Below are 21499 nucleotides of genomic sequence, written 5' to 3'. Positions count from 1 at the left end.
ATCCTAAGTAGAGGGAACAAAGAGTGAGGCGAATGGACGAGGAATGCCTTTTTGCAGCTAAAAAGTTTGCGTTTTAGCTGTGGAGAGGATGGGTGGGGGTTTGTTGAGGAGTTGTTCGACGGTCTCGAAAAAGCAGTCTCAACGCGCGAAGAAGGCTGCATCCCCGCCAAAGTACGCTGAGCCTGCCAAAAAGGCCGTCTCCGGAGGGAAACAGCATCGAACGTACTCCGAGCCTGCCGAAAAAGCAGTCTCAACGCGCGAAGAAGGCTGCTCTCCACGAAAGCACGCTGAGCCTGCCAAAAAGGCCGTCTTCGGAGGGAGACAGCATCGAACCGGTCCTGAGCCTGCTGAAAAAGCAGTCTCAACGCACGAAGTAGGCTGCATCCCCGCGATAGTACGCTGAGCCTGCCAAAAAGGCCGTCTCCGGAGGGAGACAGCATCGAACCGGTCCTGAGCCTGCTGAAAAAGCAGTCTCAACGCGCGAAGATGGCTGCATCCCCGCGATAGTACGCTGAACCTGCCAAAAAGGCCGTCTCCGGAGGGAGACAGCATCGAACGTACTCCGAGCCTGCCGAAAAAGCAGACTCAACGCGCGAAGATGGCTGCATCCCCGCGAAAGCACGCTGCGCCTGCGCTTCAGCGGATTCAATATTTACGGTAAATCCCTGCGCCTCATTTTTTTAATCCAGTATTCCACAGAGGATGGTAAAGACGTTAGATAGTCCCAGCCTGTTTCTTGGTAATGTACTCTGTCCTTGAGCATGCGGTAGATGATTCGAAGTATAGGAAGGGCTGTTGTTGCTGCTGTTGCCTTTGCCTGTCCTCGTTGTTTCTGTATGGTTTGGGACTCAGAGTGTGTACCAAAAAAAACCGGCCTGTGACCTGCAGTTCCAGTATGGAACAACAGGCTCACAGGCCGAGTACATTTTCATTCATGGTGGTGGCCGTCAGGCCATATTCGTTTGGGACAGCCTCTTGTTTGATTAATAGCTGCTAACTATAACATCGGATCTCATAAATGGCTGCCGATGGATCTCCATTCGTCGACTGGATCGTGATGCGCAGACGGTCTGCTGCCACGCTCTCCGGCAGTTCATGCTTGCGCTGGCGCTGATAATTGCCGGCTACCTGAACGACGGTCTTCCATTGTCCTTGAACATAAGCTTCAATCGTGTAATCTTTGGCACACTGAGGATCTCTATAGAAGGGTGCGTAAGCATGGTATTCGCGAATCAAATGACCAGGGAACGTAAGTTCTACATGCCGAATGGACTGCGTTTTTTGCCAACTCAGCTCCAAATAAGCGCCAAGGGGTTCATTCGGTTCCGATCTCCACAGATTCGTGAATTGATGAGGACGGGTTACGCCGCTAAGCACATTCTCAGGCCCGAAACAAGGCTGCGCTGGCGCTACTTTAAAGCTCATCGTAATTCCGTTATCGTACCTTCTCATACGATTAAGTCCGATTTCATTCGCAGACATATGCCCTGGCACGATGCATCCCGCACGGTGCCATTCCAGATCTGGATTCTCTAATAAATCCAATCTTACATAACTGCTAGGCCGCAGACCGGTGGCATTTGCTGCCCATTCTACCCATATCCGTTCGCCTTCTGGGATCTCAAGCATTTGTTCTTTCAACAAAGTCCCTGTATTTACACGATAATCCCAAATATGATCAACACCTACAAGAGCAGCTTTAAGCTGCTGTACGTGCCCGGAATTGTTGCTCACACAGAAGGACAGGGTGTCAATATGGTCTGTGCCAACAGCAATCCATTGCCCTCTGCGCTGCAGCAGACGGTCATGAGGGATTCTATGGTTCTGATCTCTCCATACGGTTAGGCCCTCATGGAAACCCTTGCTTTCAGGGCCTGCTCCGTACAATAAAGCTTGACTGCTCGCAGATGCGGAAGCCTTACGCGCTAAATCGTTCGGGTCTTCATTTCTATAATTGGGCAGGAAGCAGCCGTCCCTGAGCAACGTTTGTTGTACTTCCGTAATGGAAGTATCTGGAACTTCCTGAATCGAGATGCCTTTGCGAATCGCAAGCGCAGCGCTTAAACCTGCCGCTTGCCCCATCAGCGCTGTGGTTCCCATCACTCTCACTGTACCCAAAGCAGCATGGGTAACGCTGACGTTGCGGCCAGCCATCATGAGATTGTCCACATCTTTGCTAATCATGATGCGAAGAGGGATACCGTAGGGTCCGCAGTAGCTTTTGATGGCGTATTCGCTTGATTGCGTGTAGCCTTCCGCGCTTGCCGGCTCGCTATGAGCCGCCAAAAGTCCGCCTGGCGTATGCAGGTCCAGGAACCAACCTCCGAACGCGATTTCATCGTGAAATACCTTGCGTTCTGCTGGATCGTGTTCGGTCATGAGATACTGTCCCATGATCCGGCGGCTTTCCCGTTTGCCAGGCACTTGACCAATCCAGTCAAGGGCATAGTTGGCCGCCTTTTCTTTCGTTTTCGGATCTTTATTTTTGATCCAATCCCAAATGCCAAGCGTATGACGGGTCAACTCGTGGCGGATATCTTCCGCTTCATAGATCGTATTCCAAGGGACTCCGATTTCAATCCACCAATAACCGCCCTTCATTTCTTTCGGAAGACGTCCTTGATCGTAGAAATAGCTTGGATCTTCATGTTTGACAGCCCAATCAGGCGCAGTAAACGGAACCGGCCGTCCCATATCGCGGGCTTTGAAATGTATCGAGTTGCCCATGGTGTCCCCACTTGCCACTTCAGGCGCGTGGAATTCGTGGAATTCATCGCGGCCTTCCGAACCCATTCTCCACTCGCAGCCGGCCAAATGAGCAACCGTGCCGTCTCCCGTACAGTCGATGAAGGTTTTCCCATGAATCGTCAGCTTGGTCTCTGCATTCGCCACATAGCAAACGACGGCAGCGATTCTCTTCTCATCTGCCATGATGACGGACTGGACAGCCGTATTCACATGAAACTTGAGATTCGGCGTTTTCATTGCCAAATCATACATCGTCATATCCCATACGCTGTTCGTCCAACCGTTCTCCCATATTTCTTCGTGATTGGCGGCTCGTTCTTCGATCAGTAGTTCCGACAAAATGCCGGTTTCCCTCGCATAAGCATGAAATGCAGCGGCGCCATGCGGCGTTACGCGAACTTCCGAAGAACTGTTGCCTCCGAACACCGGCCGATCCTGAATCAGGCACGTGTTCGCACCGTTGCGAGCGGAAGAGACGGCTGCGCAAAATCCAGCCAGCCCCCCGCCGCAAACGACAACGTCATACGTTTCTTGTATTATTTTCATCCTGTAGTTCCCTCCGCTTCCCGTATCCTCTGTCTCTTATTTGGTCATGCCTAAGCTTTTCAACTGCTTCTGCGCCGAATCTTGAAATGCTTTGTAATTGAACTGCGTATCCAACGTTTTGAGAAATTGGTCATATTCGGATAAAGGCCGCTTGCCATACAAGAACTTGATAATTTCTTCCGTTCCATAACGATCCGCTTCTGCTGGATTATAACCGGACGGAATGTCCAAGTAACCATTCACTGCCTGTATGCGCGGTTGTTTGCTTGTAAAATCAATATAAGACGCCTGATTTACAAAACGTGCGGATAAATAGTCTAGCTCAGGTCGGCCTGTAAATTGATAGGACCAAATGTAGCCGCCTTCTTTACCAAGCAAATCGGTCGGTTTGGGCTTGCCATTTTCAAGCGTATAATGCTTGCCTTCAATACCGTACTGGACGAGTTCAGCTCCCTTGCCTTCGGACACGTAGTTGAGCAAATCAAACACTTTCTGAAGCTTGGCCGGGTCTTTCTCGAGCTTCTTCGGAATGCCAAGCATCATCGGCGATTTGCCGCTGTCCCATGTGCCGTCGAATTGTCCGGCCGGACCTTTCGGCGCTGCAATTTGAATCCATTCCGCTTTCGGATTTACCGCTTTGGTCTGTTCAACGAATTGGTCTTTCTTAATGTTGGCCCAGTCGATGTACACGATCCCGGCTTGCCCCTGAATTGCTTTCTGCTGATGCTGTAACCCTGTATTGGCCGCAACCTCGGAATCAATCACTTTCGCATCAAAATATTTCTTCGCATCCGTCAATGCCTCGATCATGGCTGGATCATGATAAGCATCGACAGCCTTGCCATCTTTGATATATACGCTGCCCGGAATACCTACGCCGTGTCCGCCCAGAATCGGAGATATTGCCGCGCCTACACCGCCGTTAAAGTTGAAAGTATGGAAGCCGCCGCCGCTTCCTCCCGTAATGCCGACCGTATCTTTCTTCCCATTGCCGTCAGGGTCATTCTCCGTAAATGCTTTGGCAACCGTATACAATTCATCCAGCGTCGTTGGTACTTTAAGATTTAACTTATCGAGCCAATCTTTGCGCACCCAGTAGGTCCAATAGTCGATTTGCGGAGCTTTATTAATCGCATATAATTTCCCGTTGTAGTAACCCTTTTTCAAGTTATCCTCGCCTAGAAACTTCTTAACGCTCCCAAGTTTATCCATATAAGGAGTCAAATCAAGCAGAACATCGGATTGCGATAATTGAGCCAAAGCTTGACGATCGACAATTTGGAACAGATCCGGATAGTTAGCGCTTGCAACTCTTACATTCAGGTTGTTTTGATAGTCGGCAACAGCCGCATAGGAGGTTACCATTAAATTAAGACCAAGGGCTTTGTCCAATGCCTGTTTAATAAAGTCAGCATCCGGAGCGGGCATGGCAGCAGCGTTCTCAATGATTTCCAACTTCACAGGCTCGCTGGACTTTGCTGCCGGACTGGCTGTGGTACTGCCTGCGGGGCTGGGAGGAGTACTATCGGCTGACTTGGTACCTGAACTGCTGCAACCGGCTAACGTGCTGCTTGTGAGCATTGTAAAAACAGCTAAACCTAGGGCGAAACGTCTTTTTGGGCTAATCATGTATATTCCCCTTTTCCATTTCATCATTTTATGAAGGGAGGTCGCCCTCCTAGTCACCGATTATTAACCTTTTACTGCGCCTAAGAGCATGCCTTTAGTAAAGTACTTTTGAATAAACGGGTAGACAAGAATGATCGGCAAGCTTGCGGAGATCACCGCCGCCATCTGCATTGTGACAGCAGGAACCATGCTTTCCGTATTGCTCATCGACGACAGCGTTTGCATTAGAATATCTCGGACGACTACCTGAAGCGGATACAAATTCCGGTCCGACACATACATAATCGCTTGAAAAAACTCATTCCAGTGCGACACAGCATAAAACAAGCATAAGGTTAAGAAAACCGGAGTAGAGAGCGGCACGACAATTTGCCACAATATCCTAAATTCTTTGGCCCCATCGATTTTCGCCGACTCGAACAGTTCCTCAGGTAAATTGTCAAAAAAGCTTTTCATAATCAGCACATTATAGCTCCAGATAATGTTCGGAACGATCATGGAGAATAGACTGTCCAGCATGCCGGTTGATTTGACAATCAAGTACGTCGGGATAATCCCTCCGTTGAAAATGAACGTAAACACAATGGCGAACAAAATATATTTCCGTCCTGGAAATCCTTTGCGGCTGAGCGGGTAGGCCAGCAGTGTAGTCAGAACAATATTAAGAAACGTTCCCACAACGGTAATAATGATCGTAACTTTAAACGCTCGAGGGATGGTCGATTCTGAAAATAACTGCTTGTATGCCTCGAAGGTTATCGATTTCGGTATGATCACATATCCGCCATTTTTGAGCACCTCGCTGTAAGGCGTGATCGATACAGAAAATACATAAAGCAGTGGAACTAGTGCAATCGCGCCGAGCACGGCCAGCAGCACATACACGAAGGTATTAAAAACAAGATCGCCTTTTTGTTTTACCATATGGAACCTCCCCAACGCTTAGCCAGCTTATTCGCGCCGAGCACCAAAACAAGCCCTATAATCGATTTGAACAATCCGACAGCAGCCCCCAAGCTGAAATTCAATTGCTGCAAGCCCGTGCGGAATACCCACGTATCAATGATATCGGCAACCGGGTACACCTGAATGTTGTACATAATATAAATTTGCTCAAATCCTGCATCAAGGAAATGACCCAGACGCAGAATCAGCAGGAGGATAATCACATTCCTAATACCAGGTAGCGTAATATGCCAAATCATTCTTAATCGACCTGCGCCATCCACTTTGGCCGCCTCATACAACGTAGGATCGATAGCTGTCATCGCTGCCAAGTAAATGATCGCTCCGTAACCGATCTGCTGCCAGATATCCGAACCGACAAGAATTGATCGGAACCATGAGGTCGATGTCAGGAAGGAGACCGCTTCACCGCCGGATTCAACAATCAGCCGATTCACAATGCCTGAACTTTCGGACAGGAAAGCAATGAGTATGCCGTAAATGATGACCCAAGAGAGGAAATACGGCATGTACGTCAACGTTTGAATCAAATTTTTGAACCATACGATTCTAGCCTCATTTAACAACAAGGCCAATAAGATCGGGGGGAAGATTCCGAACGCCAATTTGTAAAAACTGATTAAAAACGTATTCGTCAGCAATTGCGTAAAATAGGGCGAGTCATAAAATGTTTCAAAATGCTTGTACCATGGATTGGCCCATGGGCTTGAGACAATTCCTTTTGTGAAGCTGTAATCCTTAAAAGCAATCAACGTGCCATACATCGGCAAGTATCGATACACGAGATAATACAGAACACCTGGCAAAATCATTACGTATAACGCTTTGAACTCCCATATTCTCTTCCATAGGCTTCTTGCTCTGATTCTAAACAAGGGCCGTAACGATGCAGGTTTTCCGATACCCGCTTTAGTCTCCACTCTCTCACCTCTTATCTAAATGTTTGCGCTTTCAACTCCCCCTTGGTACTAATCATAACAAGCTGCAAACCGATAAAATATACATGAAAATAGTCAAAATGTACGTGAAATAAACATAAAATCCATGACTGTTCATCATGGATTCGGATGGATGGGAATTTTAATGCGAATAACCGTGCCGACACCTTCTTTGCTGATCAGCTTCAAGCCAAATGGGGCGCCATAGTGCAGCCGGAAACGCTCATGCACATTAACAAAACCGATGCTGTTGAATCTTCCCTTACGGTCGTTGCGCTCTCGATTATTAAACATTTGCTGCTGTTTCTGCTTACCCATGCCTACGCCATTGTCTGCAACGTAGACGAACAAGGACTGGCCGTGGACTTTCGCCCGAATCTGGATAATGCCCGGCTTTCTGGTCGGCAGAATGCCATGGAATATCGCATTTTCCACGATCGGTTGGATAGATAGCTTCAAGATCTCGCATCGCAGCGCTTCCTCAGAGATATCCATTTGAACGTCGAAATTGGGACCATACCGGATCGATTGAATTTGCACGAACATTCCGATGCTCTCGAGCTCTTGGCGAAGCTGTACTTTCTCCGATATCTTATCGAAGCTGTAGGAGAGCAGCCCACTTAACGAACGGATCGTTGCCTCCACCTCATGAATGCGTTCCTGCTGAGCCAAGCTGTGAATGCAAGCCAGCGTATTGTGCAGAAAATGGGGACCGATCTGACTTTGCAGCATTTTGATCTCCAGTTCTTTTCTGCGCTCTGCGTTATGCTCCCTTTCATTCATCAAGCCTACGATGCGATCCATCATCAGATTGTAGCTTGCAACCAAACTACCGATTTCGTCATTGCGTACATCCAATATTTTCAGTGGAACGTCCAGCGTGCGTACTTTATTCATTTTGCTAACTAATTTCTTGATTGGATTGGTGAAATACCGGCTTATGATAAACGTACAAAGAAACAGAGCAACTACCCATAGAAGAAGCGTATTTCGCGCATTCGTATACAGTGAAGAAACGCTTTGGTAGAAATAGTTCTCGTCATAGATCGAAAACAAATTCCAGCCCAAATAATTCGCCAGCGATTTAACGATAATAAGTTTCCCGTTAGGTCCCTCTACCTCATTATAGCCATACTCCAAATCAGACAATCGCTTCACAAAAGACGGTTGAATTCTGGAAGGAACAACGGTATTGTCATAGGGCAGGAGCAGGCTCTGATTGTCTTTGGTTACAATATTCCCCTCTTGGGTAATCACCACGAAGGTTTGATGTACGCCGGCAAGCAGCGGCGCCAAGCGTATGGCCAAATTCTCCAGGTCAATTTCCCCTATGACAACAGCTGAAACATGACCGTTATTATCCTTTACCGGCTTCATGAATGCAACGGTTCTACCGGATAGCAGCGAATTATAGGGTTCACTCCAGGTTAGAGCATTCGAATTTTCCAAAGCACGCTGATACAACCGGGGCAGATTGGGATTGCCCAAAATGTCATAATACAATTGACTATTCGTAAATACCACGCCGTTTTCCGTCACGACATACAGCGTTTTGATATTCAGCTGATTCAAATTGCCATATCGCCTGAGCGTACTCTCAATCATTTCCTTCTTGTCTTGGGACCATTCCTTCTCTGACGACAACATGGAAAGGATGCTTTTAATATTTTCCACATAAGCATCGATAAATTGATTGGTTCGAACCATCAATTCCTTAGAATCATTCGTAACTACCTGTTTATACAATACTTCGGAATCTTTATAATTTTTGTAGGCCATGCCTAGAAATAAGGCAACCGTAACGACAAAGAGAATGATAAACAATTTCCAAGCCATGCCCCAACTCTGAACCCAGACCAACAACCTCTTCAACAGCTTCACCCTTTCTTGAAATCGGATGGTGTGAGCCCTGTCCATTCCCTGAATACATTGGAGAAATATCGGTAGCTGGGGATTCCCACTTTCTCGGCAACCTCATACACTTTTAAATTCGTTTGATTTAACAGGCGAATGGCCGTTTCCATCCGCAGCCGAGTCATGTACTCATTGAACGACTCCCCTGTTTCATCGCGAAACAGTCTGCCCAAATATTGAGGGCTCAGCCCAACTTGCGCCGCTATCGCATTGAGCGTGATCGGCTGTGACAAATCCGCCTCGATCATCGCTTTGACTTCCCTTAGCTCAGAACGCAAGCTGGCGACCGTCCCGCGGTTACGGATGGCATGCATCAGCACCTCCAGAAAGGATCCGAACGATTCCTCTTGCAGAAGAGAAGCCGCGATGCCACTCTCCTTCGGATGATATCCCCATTCACGAAACAGATCCGTGCAAATTCGCACAAGAACCTGTTTGAGCTCGGCTGGATTCCATCGCTCGCTTAGCGCATACGGCCTTAGACCCTCGTCGATAAATTGGCAAAGCTGCTCCGGATCGCGGCCTACTTTCCGAAACTCCTCCTGCAAACTTTTCTCTTGCGTATCCGTTACAGACTTTAGCTCAGGGGGGACGCCTTTGAATAGCAACGGCGAATCCGCTTGGTAGAAAACCCCCTTCTTCCACTTGTTTACCTTCAGGTAATCATCACGAATTGACTCCGGCAGGAACGGGGTACTGAGCAGGACGGCGAACCACCGAATTTCGTATTGCACAAAAGAAAATTTTTCTTCCATCCGTATCTGCAATTGAGCTAACAATTGCTCCATTTCACTTGTCCAATACACTTCTGACGACGTCGAGGTTCCCATGAATAGAAACCATTCACCGGACTGGGAAGGAACAAAGCTGAACCCGTCATGACAGCCTTCGCGTCGCACCAATATATCTTGTACTTCCTTCTCGAGAAGCAGGCTTGCCTGATTCCTGTTTTCCGTGAAGAGTACGGCATACCGCTGTCCTTCTAGGTTGCTTGCAGACGCCCCCTCATTGGATGACGCGAACGCCGATCCCCGATTCAGGTAGAGCATAAGTTCCCGCGCCTTCTCCCACCGATGCCTCTCCGCCATGGATGACTGGAAAACGGCGGCGTGCTCGAGATTCTCTCTCGCCCGATCGAAGAGCTTCACGAAATCATGCTCCGTAAAGCTCATCTTCAGCAAGTAGTCCAGTGCTCCATAATGGAGACTTTTGACGGCATAGTCGAAATCGCTATGCGCAGTGAACAACACAACTTGAATCGATGGAAGCTGCTGTTTCAGTGCAATCAGCAGACTGATTCCATCCATAACAGGCATCGTAATATCTGTGATGACAACGTCAGGCTGAAGTTCTTGGCACAAAGACAAAGCCTCTTCGCCATCCTGTGCTTCTCCGATACATGCTGCTCCAAAAGCAGCCCAGTTCAGGGACTGTAATCTTTGACGCAACGGCAGTTCGTCATCCACAATTAACACTGTTAGAAGTGCGTCCCGCATTCTGTCTCCATCTCCTCACATTCTCGACACATTTCGATAATTATCCTAATCATAAAACACGAATGGAATCCCAACAAGCTGAAAACGAACCCTATTTAATGTGACAAAGATAAAATGCACCCTGCTGGATAACCGCAGGATGCTGCTGACTTGATCGCCCCGTTCTACTGGGCTACCCAGAATTCAATGGAATTGCCTGGCAGTGTTATGCTCACATTGCTTCCTGTCACATGGCCGAGCGATTGATCGGCTGTATTTTTGTCATAACGGTGGCCTGATAGTGTGTAAGCGCCTCCAAGATCCATGTTAAAGGTGTATGGCGCACCGCCTCTGTTCGTCAAAGCAAAGACCAGCTTGCCCTCAGGCGTTTTCCACGCCATAATGCGGTTGTTAAGTTGAACGGTTGACTCATCTACTTGATACCGTACCGAGTTCCATGGCATATATTTCACAAATCCTGCGACGGCATGCCAGTTGGTTTTGATATAATCAAAATGCCCTGGCTGGATTTGGCTGTACTTGGAGAAATCCGTATCGTCGGCCGGTCTCCACAGACCCAGTCCATAACCTTCTGATTCCGCGTTATACGTTGGTTTTAGCGCATGCAGCCAGAACCAAGTCGGCGAATTCTCGAACGTCATCCAGTTCATGATGGACTGGGCTGTATTCATCATTTTGTCAACGCTCGTTGTGTTGTCCAGATACTCAAACTCATTGTTGAAAACGGGTTTGCCGGCTGTGTTTGCATTAAAATAAGCGGCATTCGTAATTTGCTCATTGGATGAAGTACCAATTTTATGCCAAGTCCACCCATCTACATATTGAAGTGTCGCGGGATCATTGCGAGTTAATGCCGAACCTCTGCCGTATTGCCCACTCAAACTTTCGGCTTGAATGAACATATTCGGGTATTTCGCTTTCACTTTGGGAGCAGCGATTTTAAACGTATTATAGTACTGCGAATCCGTGTATACAGCCGAAGAGTAAGGTGTCGAATAGGCAGGCTCGTTTTGCAATCCCCACATGACAACAGGTATTCCTTTGCTTTCCAAGTAATCAATATCCCTTACCAAAGCATCTCCGAACTCGTTCAAGAAAGGAGCATCAAACTGTTTCAAGCTGCCTCCGATATAACTCCCATTTGATTTCCAGTAAGGAGCCGGGGACCAATATTCCGCTGCTATTCCTTCCATACCGGACTGCTCAATCATCTCCTTTAATTCATCTGCTTGGCCTGGAAATCGTTCCACGATGTTTTTCTGATCGGGCGTCAACCCGCGGAAATAAAGCCCCATTGCCAAACGCGCATAACGGAAGCCCTTCAACATCTCGTTATAAAACCGCGTTCTCTCGGACGGAACCAGATCATGAGGAACACTTGTCGTCTTCTCAGGCAATCCATTGTTGCCGGACCCGATGCTGTCGCTTTGAATTTCTACGCCTAAACCTAAAATTGTTTGTTTCGGAATATCTGGACGGATCTTGTAATTGCCTTGCGGAGGTTTAGGAAGCATATCCTCCGGTACGGCTGGACCGAGTTTAATCGCATCTGCGATGACATAACTGCCATTAGCATTATCTGACAATTCTACGAATCCGCTAGTTCCAGCAGAAAACGTATGATTGCCGAGCACCTTCCATACGCCGCCTGGCGTTTCCTGCTCGTTCACATAGTACGTTTGATCTCCTAAAGCATCATGAACCGTGAATGGAGCGTCGTTCGCGCGGTCACTAGCCCCATCCGGGAGCCTGTAATAGACCGCATAGGTGCCCGCTTGCGATAAATTGGGGGTCCACCTCATCGTTGCCGATCCAGTACCCGATGGTTTAGTTGCATAATTCGAACCGTAATAGTTAGGCTTAAACGTACTTGTATTCCATGTCCCCGTTGATGTCGCAGCCGTGTTATCCACAATGACTTCTTCAAGCGGAACCACATACTCGAATTTTACAGCGTCCGCAATGACAAATTGGCCGTTAGAGTTATCCGATAACTCGACATACCCGGCTGATCCTGCGGCGAATGTATGACTCCCGAGCAAGACCCACCCTGCGCTTGGCGATACCCGCTCATCAACACTATAGAAATGGTCTCCTGTCGTATCATGTACATTGAACGGAGCGTTGCTTGCCCGATCGCTTGCGCCATCCGGGAGCTTGTAATAGACCTTATATGTGCCGGCGGTCGGCAAATTTGGCGTCCATTTTACTTTCCCTGTCCCAGTTCCGGACGCTTTTGTCAAATAGTTCGTCCCATAGAAGTTCGGTTTATATGTGGATGTTGTCCATGAACCGACAAGCGCTGCGTCCGTATTGTCCACAATGATTTCAGTGCTGGCTTGAGCTATACTACGTCCGCCTGGGCCAACTCCACTTAAGAAAATGCTTACCATTAACATAAAGCTTAACAAGAACAATAAACTAAACTTTACTTTACTCATACTTACGCCTCCCCATTCGTTAAATGACCAGCTACAATCTTCCTTGCTTTTTCAGCTTAATGAGCTGCTTATCCCCTCCCTTTTAATAGGCTTCTTTCATGTATGCGCTTTCAATAATGTGTATTTAGAATAATTGAAAATCTCGGGATGAACTATACATGAAAACAAGAAAAAAGTACGTTTATTGTATAATTACCTACAACAAACGTACTTCTTACTTCTATTTCAAAACAGCCTTTATTTAGATCGGACCAAATGCTGCCTGCCGCATAATAATTCATATTTTTATTCCAAAGTACCTTAGTAATGTCCTAATTGCAGAGGGTGATTTTGTGATGTAGTTGGAGTGAGCATAATTCCACATAAAAAGGAGCTGTTACCTTTGAAATTGCATTATTTAAGCTGCGCAAAAGCGTGGACCGAAGCGCTTCCTATCGGAAATGGCCGACTGGGAGCAATGGTTTTTGGCGACCCGGAAGCTGAGCATTTGCAGTTAAATGAAGATACCCTGTGGTCAGGCCGAGGTCCTATCGACGAAAACAATCCGAACGCGAAGAGCGTTCTCTCAGAAGTACGCGGACTTATAGCAGCAGGCCGCTACGCGGAAGCAGACAAGAAGAGCAAGGAGATGATGGGGCCTTACAATCAATCCTATATGCCGTTTGGCGATCTTCACCTGAAGTTCCGCCACGGGGGCGTGGTTCAGGCCTATGAGCGCAGCTTGGATTTGACAGATGCCATCGCTAGGGTGACGTATCGGATTGGCGATATTGCGTATACCCGCGAAATGTTTGCTTCCTATCCAGACCAAGTCATTGTGATCCGTATCGAAGCAAGCGCTCCGGGCGCTCTGGATTTCACAGCGCGGCTGGATAGCCCTCATCCGTATCGAACAAGCTTTACGGCAGATCATCTGTATTTGCAAGGTATTAGCCCAGAGCATGTTGATCCTAATTACTACGATAGAGATCATCCCGTCGTATATGGTGAACCCGAAACAACGGAAGCCATGCGGTTCGAGGGACGTCTTGGCATTCAACTTGAGGGCGGCGCTTATGCGATTGATCATGACGGACTGCATATTCAAAGCGCCAAGGCGGTTACGCTGCTATTCAGTGCGGAAACCAGCTTCCAAGGATACGATAAGCCGCCTGCCAAGGAAAGCAGTGAAGTAGCCGCCGCAAATGAGGATCGGCTGCAGCGGGCGATGACCAAATCCTTTGAGCAATTACGGCAAGCTCATATTGATGATTACACAGCATTATTCAATCGCGTGGAACTGAGGCTTGGCGCTTCCGAGGCGGCAGAGCGAACGCCGACTGACCAGAGAATCGCCGAGTCTGGAGCGAAGGATGCCGGGCTCGTGGAGCTGCTGTTTCAATATGGCCGATACTTGCTGATCGCAAGCTCGCGCGCAGGGTCGCAGCCGGCCAACCTGCAGGGGATTTGGAACAAAGAATTGCGCCCGCCATGGAGCAGTAATTGGACGTTGAACATTAATACCCAGATGAACTACTGGCTAGCAGAAACGTGCCATTTATCGGAATGTCACGAGCCGCTTCTCGGGTACATACAGAAATTATCCAACAACGGTAGGAAAACGGCTGAAGTGAATTACGGCTGCAGAGGCTGGGTTGCGCATCATAACGGAGACATCTGGTGCCAGTCAGCACCTGTCGGAGATTATGGCCACGGCGATCCGGTGTGGGCGCTCTGGCCGATGTCGGCTGCATGGCTGTGCCAGCACCTCTGGGAGCACTACGCGTTCACCCAAGATGAACGTTATCTTCGTGAGCAGGCTTATCCGATTATGAGAGAAGCGGTGCTATTCTGTCTGGATTGGCTGCACCCCGACGAAAACGGTTATTTCATCACTTCACCTTCCACCTCGCCGGAGCATAAGTTTGTGACTGCGGATGGGCAGATGGCCGCAGTCAGTCAGGCATCGAGGATGGATATGTCGTTGATCTGGGATTTATTGACGAGCAGTATCGAGGCTTCGTCCGTTTTGAACATTGACGAGCCCCTTAGAGCTGAGATGGCAGCAGCGCGCGCGAAACTGCAGCCGATGCGAATCGGCAAGCACGGCCACCTTCAGGAATGGTCGAAAGATTGGGATGACGAGGATGTTCATCACCGCCATGTCTCGCATCTGTTCGGAATCTACCCTGGCCGTCAATTGACGGAACTGGAAACGCCTGATCTGTTTCAGGCAGCAAGAACCTCCTTGGAGCGGCGTGGTGATGGCGGGACAGGCTGGAGTCTGGCTTGGAAAATTTGTTTGTGGGCCCGTTTTCAGGACGGGAACCGAACGCTTGCGCTCATCTCCAATTTGCTGCATCTGGTGAAGGAGAGCGAGACGAACTACCATCACGGCGGTGTTTATGCCAACTTGTTCGATGCCCACCCGCCTTTTCAAATCGACGGCAACTTTGGATTTACCGCAGGCGTAGCGGAGATGCTGGTTCAATCTCATGCCGGCGAAATTTCTCTGCTGCCCGCCTTGCCGGATGCATGGCCGGTCGGCTCTGTGAGGGGCCTCCGTGCAAGAGGCGCGATGAGCGTTAACCTATCGTGGGCAGGGGGCGCTCTTCAGGAAGCGGAAATCGAAGCGCAATTCGGCGGCAGCTGCCGTATTCGCACGAAGGAGAGTTCGCTCTCGGTCGAATCGGAAGGCACGAATGTACCTTATGAAGTTGTGATGGAAGGCGTCATCCGTTTCGATACGGAGGCAGGCAAAATATATACGCTGCGCAGCCTATAAGTTCTCAAAAGCAAACGGCGGACTCCATCCGGATCCGCCGTTTGCTGTATTTGGATTTACTCAACCCTCACCATTTAATTAATCAATTTCAAATATTGCATCGCTTGTTTGATAAGCACGGCAGCCTCTGCGCGAGTGGCTGCATCTTGCGGTGCAAAGGTTGTTTCTGTTTTCCCATGTACCAAACCTTTGCTAGTTGCTTCCGCTACCGCGCTGCGGGTATAGTCTGATAACTGGTCTTGATCCGCAAGTCGGGTATTCGCCACAGCTTCGGGTTTCGATTCTCCCTGAACGAGATGGACAGCTTTCATCATCATCACGACCATCTGCTCTCTCGTAATCAGTTCATCCGGATTGAATCTGCCCTCGCCAACACCTTGAACCAAGCCGTACTTCGCGGCTGTACCTACTTCTGATGCATACCACTGGGTGGCAGCAACATCGGTAAATACGGATGGCGTCGTTTCTGTCGGTAACCCTAGTCCTCTTACGAGAAGTGCTGCAAACTGAGCCCGAGTGACTTGCATTTCCGGTGTATACGTGCGATCCGTTGTTCCGTCGATTACCATTTTGGAAGCTAGGTTCTCAACTTCTTTCTGCGCCCAGTGTCCGTTCATATCGTCAAACGTTTTCTTGTTTTGAACGATCGCATACAGACTGTTCGTATTACGGGTTATCGTTACTTCTGTCTTGCCATTGTTCACAGTGAACACCGATGGCACAAACTTCAGCTCTCCTGTAGCCGGATCGTAAACGACCACAGTCGCAATCGAAGAATCCTGAATGGCTCCTTCTACTTTCATCAAGCGTGTGATAAAGCTGTTGCCAAAGTACGTAATTTCTACTTCTTTGTCCTTAGATTTCAGAATCACTTTGTACTCAATCATATCGCTTAGGCGTTTCATACCTTGATTAGCGATGGATTGTTCAAATTGCTTCTCCTGCTGCGATTTCGCTTTATCCATGCGAATGATCAGCACTGCGCCTTCCATGTTAACCGCACTTGCAACATCCTCGCGACTCAGGATCGACAGAGGCAGGTTATACGATCCCAAATGGTTTCTTAGGGTCAGGACCGTTCCTTTATTTTCTTTCATCCTGTTGTACAAGATATCCAGCGGCAGCTGTACGGCATTCTTTTCATACTCGCCTGGCAGCTCGAAATTGAGGATTGAGCTGCTTGCAGCTTTAAGATCCGCTAATTTCTGCGCAAGTCGTTCACGATCGATGATTGCAGTTACAGCTGTTTGACTTTCTTGTGCAGGGTCGATCCTAAGTTCTGTATCCTTGGGTACATATCGGTTAGGATCTTCTTTTACTGGCGGTGTCGTTGGACTGCCTGAACCACTAGAACCACTAGAACCGTTAGAACTACCAGATCCAGGGTTAGGGCCTGGATTGTCATTTTGCCCGGATATCGTAATAACTTTGTTCCCAAAGACCAGCGAACCGTCGTTTGCTGTGGCAACTACTTTTACGATTCCATCCTTCGCAGCTGCCAACAAACCGTTTACGTCAATTATGGCTTTATCCGTAGGTGTTCTGCCATCCGCTTCGTATACCGCCCATGTCACTGACTTATTCGTAGTATTGGCAGGAAGCACCGCCGCTTGTAATTGCAGGGTTTCACCTTTCGCGGTAATCGTCGACACATTGCCTGCGCTTGTGATGTTAATCGTTGCAACTTTCACTGGGTCAGTGCCTGGATCAACAACATCCGTTTGACCGCTTAGTGTAATAACCATTTCCCCATGAACCTTAGAGCCGTCAACTGCTGTTGCGACAACCTTCACGGTTCCATCTTTCACAGCCGTCAACAAACCGTTTACATCAATTATGGCTTTATCCGTTACTGTTGCGCCATCTGCTTCATATACCGCCCATGTCACTGACTTATTCGTGGCATTGGCTGGGAACACCGCCGCTTGTAATTGAAGGCTTCCGCCTTTCGCGGTAATCGTCAACACTGTGCTCGTGATGTTAATCGTGGCAACATCCACTGGATCCGTGCCTGGATCAACAACGTCCGTTTGACCGCTTAGTATAATTCCCATTTCCCCTTGAACCATTGAACCATCAGTTGCTGTTGCGATTACCTTCACGATTCCATCTTTCGCAGCCGTCAGTAAACCGGATTGATTAATAGTCGCTTTATCCGTTGCTGTTGCACCATCTGTTTCATATACCGTCCATGTCACTGACTTATTCGTGGCATTGGCAGGCAGCACCGCTGCTTGTAATTGAAGGCTTCCGCCCTTCGCGGTAATCGTCGACACATTACCTGAGCTTGTAATGTTAATCGTTGCAACTTTCACTGGATCAACAACGTCCGTTTTGCCGCTTACCCCTAACTGGATGTCCGCACGGTCTATCGATAAAAAGCTATCGTTAGCGTTGGCCTTCTTCTGGCCGGTCACCCGGATGCGCAGCACATGCTCTTGATTTTTCAATTCGTCGCTTTCAAAAAGTAGCTGCTGATCGGATCTTGATGGAGCATACGTGTCAACTAACGTTTCAGGACCATTATCGATCGAAAAAGCTGCGATGCCTTGGTTATTGTTCTTGGCGCCGTATAACTGTACCTTGGAACCGGTAAAACGCAATAACGCGTATGCGCCCGCCGTGTTCGAATAGTGGTTGTCATTCTGATAAGCTCCGCTTTGACTTCCGTAATATCCCCAGCTTCCCACATAATCGAACTGATTAGTTCCTGTACCTGTTGTGTTGTCATTCTCTGTTCGTGTTACAGGGTTATAAGTGATGCTGGAACTGTCGTTGTCAGTGAGTCTCATCTTAACAGTGTTGCTGTATCCCGAAGGAACTGTCATTGATGTTTCATAGTTCCCCCACTCCAAATCGTCATAGGCCCATTGGTTATTGATAGCCATAGCAATGCTAGTAGGCGAACCACCAGATGGTTCAAAGGCATCAATGACAACAAATCCGCTTTTAACTACGACCTTGATGGTATGCGTACCATTTGAAAGTCCAGTATGCGTATAAAGCGCCTGTTGGAAATTCTTGTTTGCCTCATAAAGCTCGATATCGGATTGAACGAGAGTTCCGTCTATATAGATATCACACGTCCCCATATTGTTGTTCTTGGGTCCAATTAAGCTTATGCCCGTACCAGTGAATGTATATTGCACATAGGCGCCTACCGTGTTGCTGTACTTTTCCGTACTTTTGAAATCTCCTGCATCATTAAAATCTGACCATGCCCCGCTGTAAGTAATAGAGGGATCCCGATCATCAACCCTTTTCGTATTGATTTCCATTCTAACCGCTGCCGTACCGTCCGATTCGGCCCTTAACCGGTTATTGGAGCCGGACATGATGGCTGAGGCATAATGGATATATTCCTTCTGGCTTCTGAAATCATTCGTGCCGCGTCCCCCTATATCGTTGCTGCCATAAAGGAAGAAATCTTTCATGTCCTGCGACCATGACCAAGTAGGTTTGACTCTGTATGCATCGTTGTTTTCGCTAATTTTGTTCGCTATTCCTGTGTTCCTGCCGATATGGTCAGCGGGATATGCGGACCACAAGCCCTTCCGATCCCAGCTCAATCGATCAACGGAACCGGATACATCATAGATAACGCCGGTCTCTTTAGCCCCGTCTATCGGATTTGTCAGACGATACCCGGTAGTAACGAGCCCTGCACCATCTACACTTACCGTGAAATTTACCCCCATGGTGCCATAGGAGCCCGAAATGCGAATAACGGCTTGGCTTCCTTGCACCGTTTGGCTTATGCTGGAGAGTGAAAATGCCGAAAGATTTACAGGAGCCAGGTTGATTCTGGGTCCGCCAACAAGTATCGTGCTTCCGTTATAGGTTCCATTCGTTACTTGTCCCGAAGCTTTGCTGAATACGATGCTGAAGTTGGAGCCGGATACGGTGATGTTTGACGCGTTTTCAGATACGATTGGAGCAGTCCCCTGAACAGCCTCGAAAGTATGTACTGGTGTACCAACCGTCAGATTGTATTCATCAATCAATTTCGAAGATTTGTATACTTGAATGTTTAAAGTATCACCGTATTGCCAATTTCGTCCCGGTATGACGAGCGTGCCCTTTTTATGCGGCGCTACGTTCAGGTTGGTTATGCTGCCTGAGTCAGAGCCTGCACGCCAGTTAAAGGAAACTTCATTAAAATTTGTATGGTCAAACCAGTTCTCAATCGGTATTTGCATGGTTTTCCCACTGCCTGGATTCGCGACAGGAACATCCGGTATACGAATGGGAGAATAAGCTTTTTTGGTCAACCAGAACTCCGGTTTATCCCTTCTCCAGCCATCAATAATTCCCCATTCTCCATAACCTCCGATCCAGTTATTTAGCGGCGATTGAAATACCTCATCCGGAGAAGCCCATATCGCGCCTCCGAGCGCCCCGGTGGTAGGGAACATGTTTTCCCAGAATTTCTTGATGCTTTCTCCCCAAAAATTCCTGGCATTCGGATCCCTCTTTTGTGTATCCGTATTATAAGAGTTAACATGCACATATTCATCATGAAGCGTAGGCTGTGTCCCAGATGGGGCCAGATTGCCGTTATAGTTCGGATAGTGTGAGCTGTTAATGTCGGTTTGCGTATTGCCCCAACTTACGACGGTAAGCCTAGTGGGATCTTCTGCTTTTACATAATCAAGCTCTTTCTGGAAATTGATTCCCCATTTCGTTTCATTACCGAGCGACCAAATGATGATAGAAGGATGGGTCAAATCTTTCTCCAACATCTCAGAGAACTGATTCATATAACTGGCAGTAAAATTTGCATCGTGGATAGTCGTTTTCTCATAATCCTCGCCTTGCCAAACAACGGCACTTTCTTCCTCTACATATACACCGTACTTGTCAGCGGCATCGAGGAAAGCATCCGACTTCGGATAATGCGAGGTTCTGATGAAATTAATGTTGCCGTCGGCAAATTTCGCTACCGTTGCATCGTCCAGCGCATCATTCGTAGCACGCCCCATTAATGGATCAATATCATGTGCATTGACTCCTCTTAGCTTGATTTCCTTACCGTTTACGAATACCTGGTTTCCGTTCTTAACCACTTTCCGAAAGCCAATTTTTTTGGTAATCGTTTGTACGATAGATCCTCCAACTTCCAAGTTTGCCGTTAATGTATACAGGTTGGGGTGCTCCGCATCCCATTTCTGAGGCGAGGCTACAGGAATACTTACGGTTCTTTCAGCTGTCGATGTCGAAAGGCTCATTGAATCTGGACTCATCGCAACATCATTCCCCTGCGGATCTTTCAGGCTAAAGTTGAGTGTCGCATTGCTCGCGCCGTTCAAAGATGCTGCTCCTGTAACATTCAAAGTCGCGTTTGTATAGGTTGCGTCAAAGTCTGTAGATGCATGAAACCTTGTTACATAGTTTTGAGGCAAAGCCACAAGCTTGACGTCCCTTAGTATGCCTCCGATATTATGCTTCGCATATTCATCCTCACTGGATATATCATCTGACTTGTCGGTAACGCCCACTGTAATCCAAGCCGGCTGTCCTGGTGTGACATAATCGGTAATATCGCAATCCCACGCCGTGAATCCTCCGGTATGGTCTCTAACATAGTTGCCGTTTACCCAAACACGTGCGTAACTGTATACGCCTTCAAATCTTAAAATAACCCGCTTGCCGTTATAATCTGATGGGATGCTGATCTGTTTTTTATACGGATATTCATAATTCTGACTTATATTAAAATTTTGCATAAAAGCTTCACCAGGCACCTGTATATCGCTCCATGATGAAGGATCCGTCGTATTCTTCCAAAAATCTGCTGGTGTTGACAGCGTAAATTTCCAGGTTCCACCCAGACTAATGACAGGATTCGCAACGCCGGATACCGAATTCGGTATCGGCACGATCTGGGGTCTGGACCAAACTGCATTGGCTTCTGCTGATTGAGGAGCAAAATGCATGATACATGTAATTATAAGTATCGTGACAATTAAATAAATGCTTTGGTCTTTCTTTGTTCTCATCAATCTTCCCCCCTTAAAAACATGGAAATATGGAGGAGAACGGATTCACCTTTCTCCT

Annotated in this window: 10 protein-coding genes; 2 read left to right on the top strand and 8 right to left on the bottom strand. The window is 47.9% G+C overall.

The genetic code is table 11. The annotated features are described in order from the left end of the window. The first annotated feature begins 103 nt into the window (after positions 1–103). A complete protein-coding gene (locus HQN90_RS14000) occupies positions 104–403 on the top strand; it encodes a hypothetical protein (RefSeq protein WP_173219325.1) in 300 nt (99 codons plus the stop codon). Between the two features lie 590 nt (positions 404–993). Here the strand turns inward: HQN90_RS14000 and HQN90_RS13995 are convergent. From HQN90_RS13995 to HQN90_RS13965, 7 genes are all read right to left on the bottom strand, one after another. Beyond that, the gene (locus HQN90_RS13995; RefSeq protein WP_173219323.1) at positions 994–3294 is read right to left on the bottom strand and encodes an FAD-dependent oxidoreductase; all 2301 of its coding nucleotides are present in this window, start codon (positions 3292–3294) and stop codon (positions 994–996) included. A gap of 36 nt (positions 3295–3330) precedes the next feature. Then, positions 3331–4923: a type 2 periplasmic-binding domain-containing protein gene (locus HQN90_RS13990; protein ID WP_246362334.1), complete on the bottom strand. Its 1593-nt coding sequence runs from the start codon at positions 4921–4923 to the stop codon at positions 3331–3333. A gap of 63 nt (positions 4924–4986) precedes the next feature. Next, positions 4987–5847, bottom strand: coding sequence for a carbohydrate ABC transporter permease (locus HQN90_RS13985; protein WP_173219320.1), 861 nt, complete (start codon positions 5845–5847; stop codon positions 4987–4989). Continuing rightward, a complete protein-coding gene (locus HQN90_RS13980) occupies positions 5841–6701 on the bottom strand; it encodes an ABC transporter permease (RefSeq protein ID WP_173219384.1) in 861 nt (286 codons plus the stop codon). The genes HQN90_RS13985 and HQN90_RS13980 overlap by 7 nt, the downstream gene beginning before the upstream one ends. A gap of 243 nt (positions 6702–6944) precedes the next feature. Further along, a complete protein-coding gene (locus HQN90_RS13975; protein WP_173219317.1) occupies positions 6945–8699 on the bottom strand; it encodes a cache domain-containing sensor histidine kinase in 1755 nt (584 codons plus the stop codon). Between the two features lie 5 nt (positions 8700–8704). Continuing rightward, positions 8705–10237, bottom strand: a complete 1533-nt coding sequence (locus HQN90_RS13970) for a response regulator (RefSeq protein ID WP_173219314.1) — start codon at positions 10235–10237, stop codon at positions 8705–8707. A gap of 164 nt (positions 10238–10401) precedes the next feature. After that, the gene (locus HQN90_RS13965) at positions 10402–12678 is read right to left on the bottom strand and encodes a golvesin C-terminal-like domain-containing protein (RefSeq protein WP_173219310.1); all 2277 of its coding nucleotides are present in this window, start codon (positions 12676–12678) and stop codon (positions 10402–10404) included. 382 nt (positions 12679–13060) lie between these two features. Between HQN90_RS13965 and HQN90_RS13960 the strand changes: the two genes are divergently transcribed. Then, positions 13061–15442 carry a glycoside hydrolase family 95 protein gene (locus HQN90_RS13960; protein WP_173219307.1) on the top strand — a complete coding sequence of 794 codons (2382 nt, stop codon included), beginning with the start codon at positions 13061–13063 and terminating at the stop codon, positions 15440–15442. 74 nt (positions 15443–15516) lie between these two features. Here HQN90_RS13960 and HQN90_RS13955 read toward each other — a convergent pair whose 3' ends face one another. Further along, positions 15517–21441, bottom strand: coding sequence for an S-layer homology domain-containing protein (locus HQN90_RS13955; RefSeq protein ID WP_173219304.1), 5925 nt, complete (start codon positions 21439–21441; stop codon positions 15517–15519). Positions 21442–21499 lie beyond the last annotated feature (58 nt).

The sequence above is a fragment of the Paenibacillus alba genome (genome assembly GCF_013204855.1).
Taxonomy (GTDB): Bacteria; Bacillota; Bacilli; order Paenibacillales; family NBRC-103111; genus Paenibacillus_E; species Paenibacillus_E alba.
This window is presented reverse-complemented; position numbering and strand designations above follow the sequence as displayed.

What these genes read in the sequence shown, in the direction of transcription:
- HQN90_RS13995 (WP_173219323.1), bottom strand. Translation starts at nt 3,294, where the DNA reads ATGAAAATAATACAAGAAACGTATGACGTTGTCGTTTGCGGCGGGGGG.
- HQN90_RS13990 (WP_246362334.1), bottom strand. Translation starts at nt 4,923, where the DNA reads ATGATTAGCCCAAAAAGACGTTTCGCCCTAGGTTTAGCTGTTTTTACA.
- HQN90_RS13985 (WP_173219320.1), bottom strand. Translation starts at nt 5,847, where the DNA reads ATGGTAAAACAAAAAGGCGATCTTGTTTTTAATACCTTCGTGTATGTG.
- HQN90_RS13980 (WP_173219384.1), bottom strand. Translation starts at nt 6,701, where the DNA reads ATGATTTTGCCAGGTGTTCTGTATTATCTCGTGTATCGATACTTGCCG.
- HQN90_RS13970 (WP_173219314.1), bottom strand. Translation starts at nt 10,237, where the DNA reads ATGCGGGACGCACTTCTAACAGTGTTAATTGTGGATGACGAACTGCCG.
- HQN90_RS13965 (WP_173219310.1), bottom strand. Translation starts at nt 12,678, where the DNA reads ATGAGTAAAGTAAAGTTTAGTTTATTGTTCTTGTTAAGCTTTATGTTA.
- HQN90_RS13955 (WP_173219304.1), bottom strand. Translation starts at nt 21,441, where the DNA reads ATGAGAACAAAGAAAGACCAAAGCATTTATTTAATTGTCACGATACTT.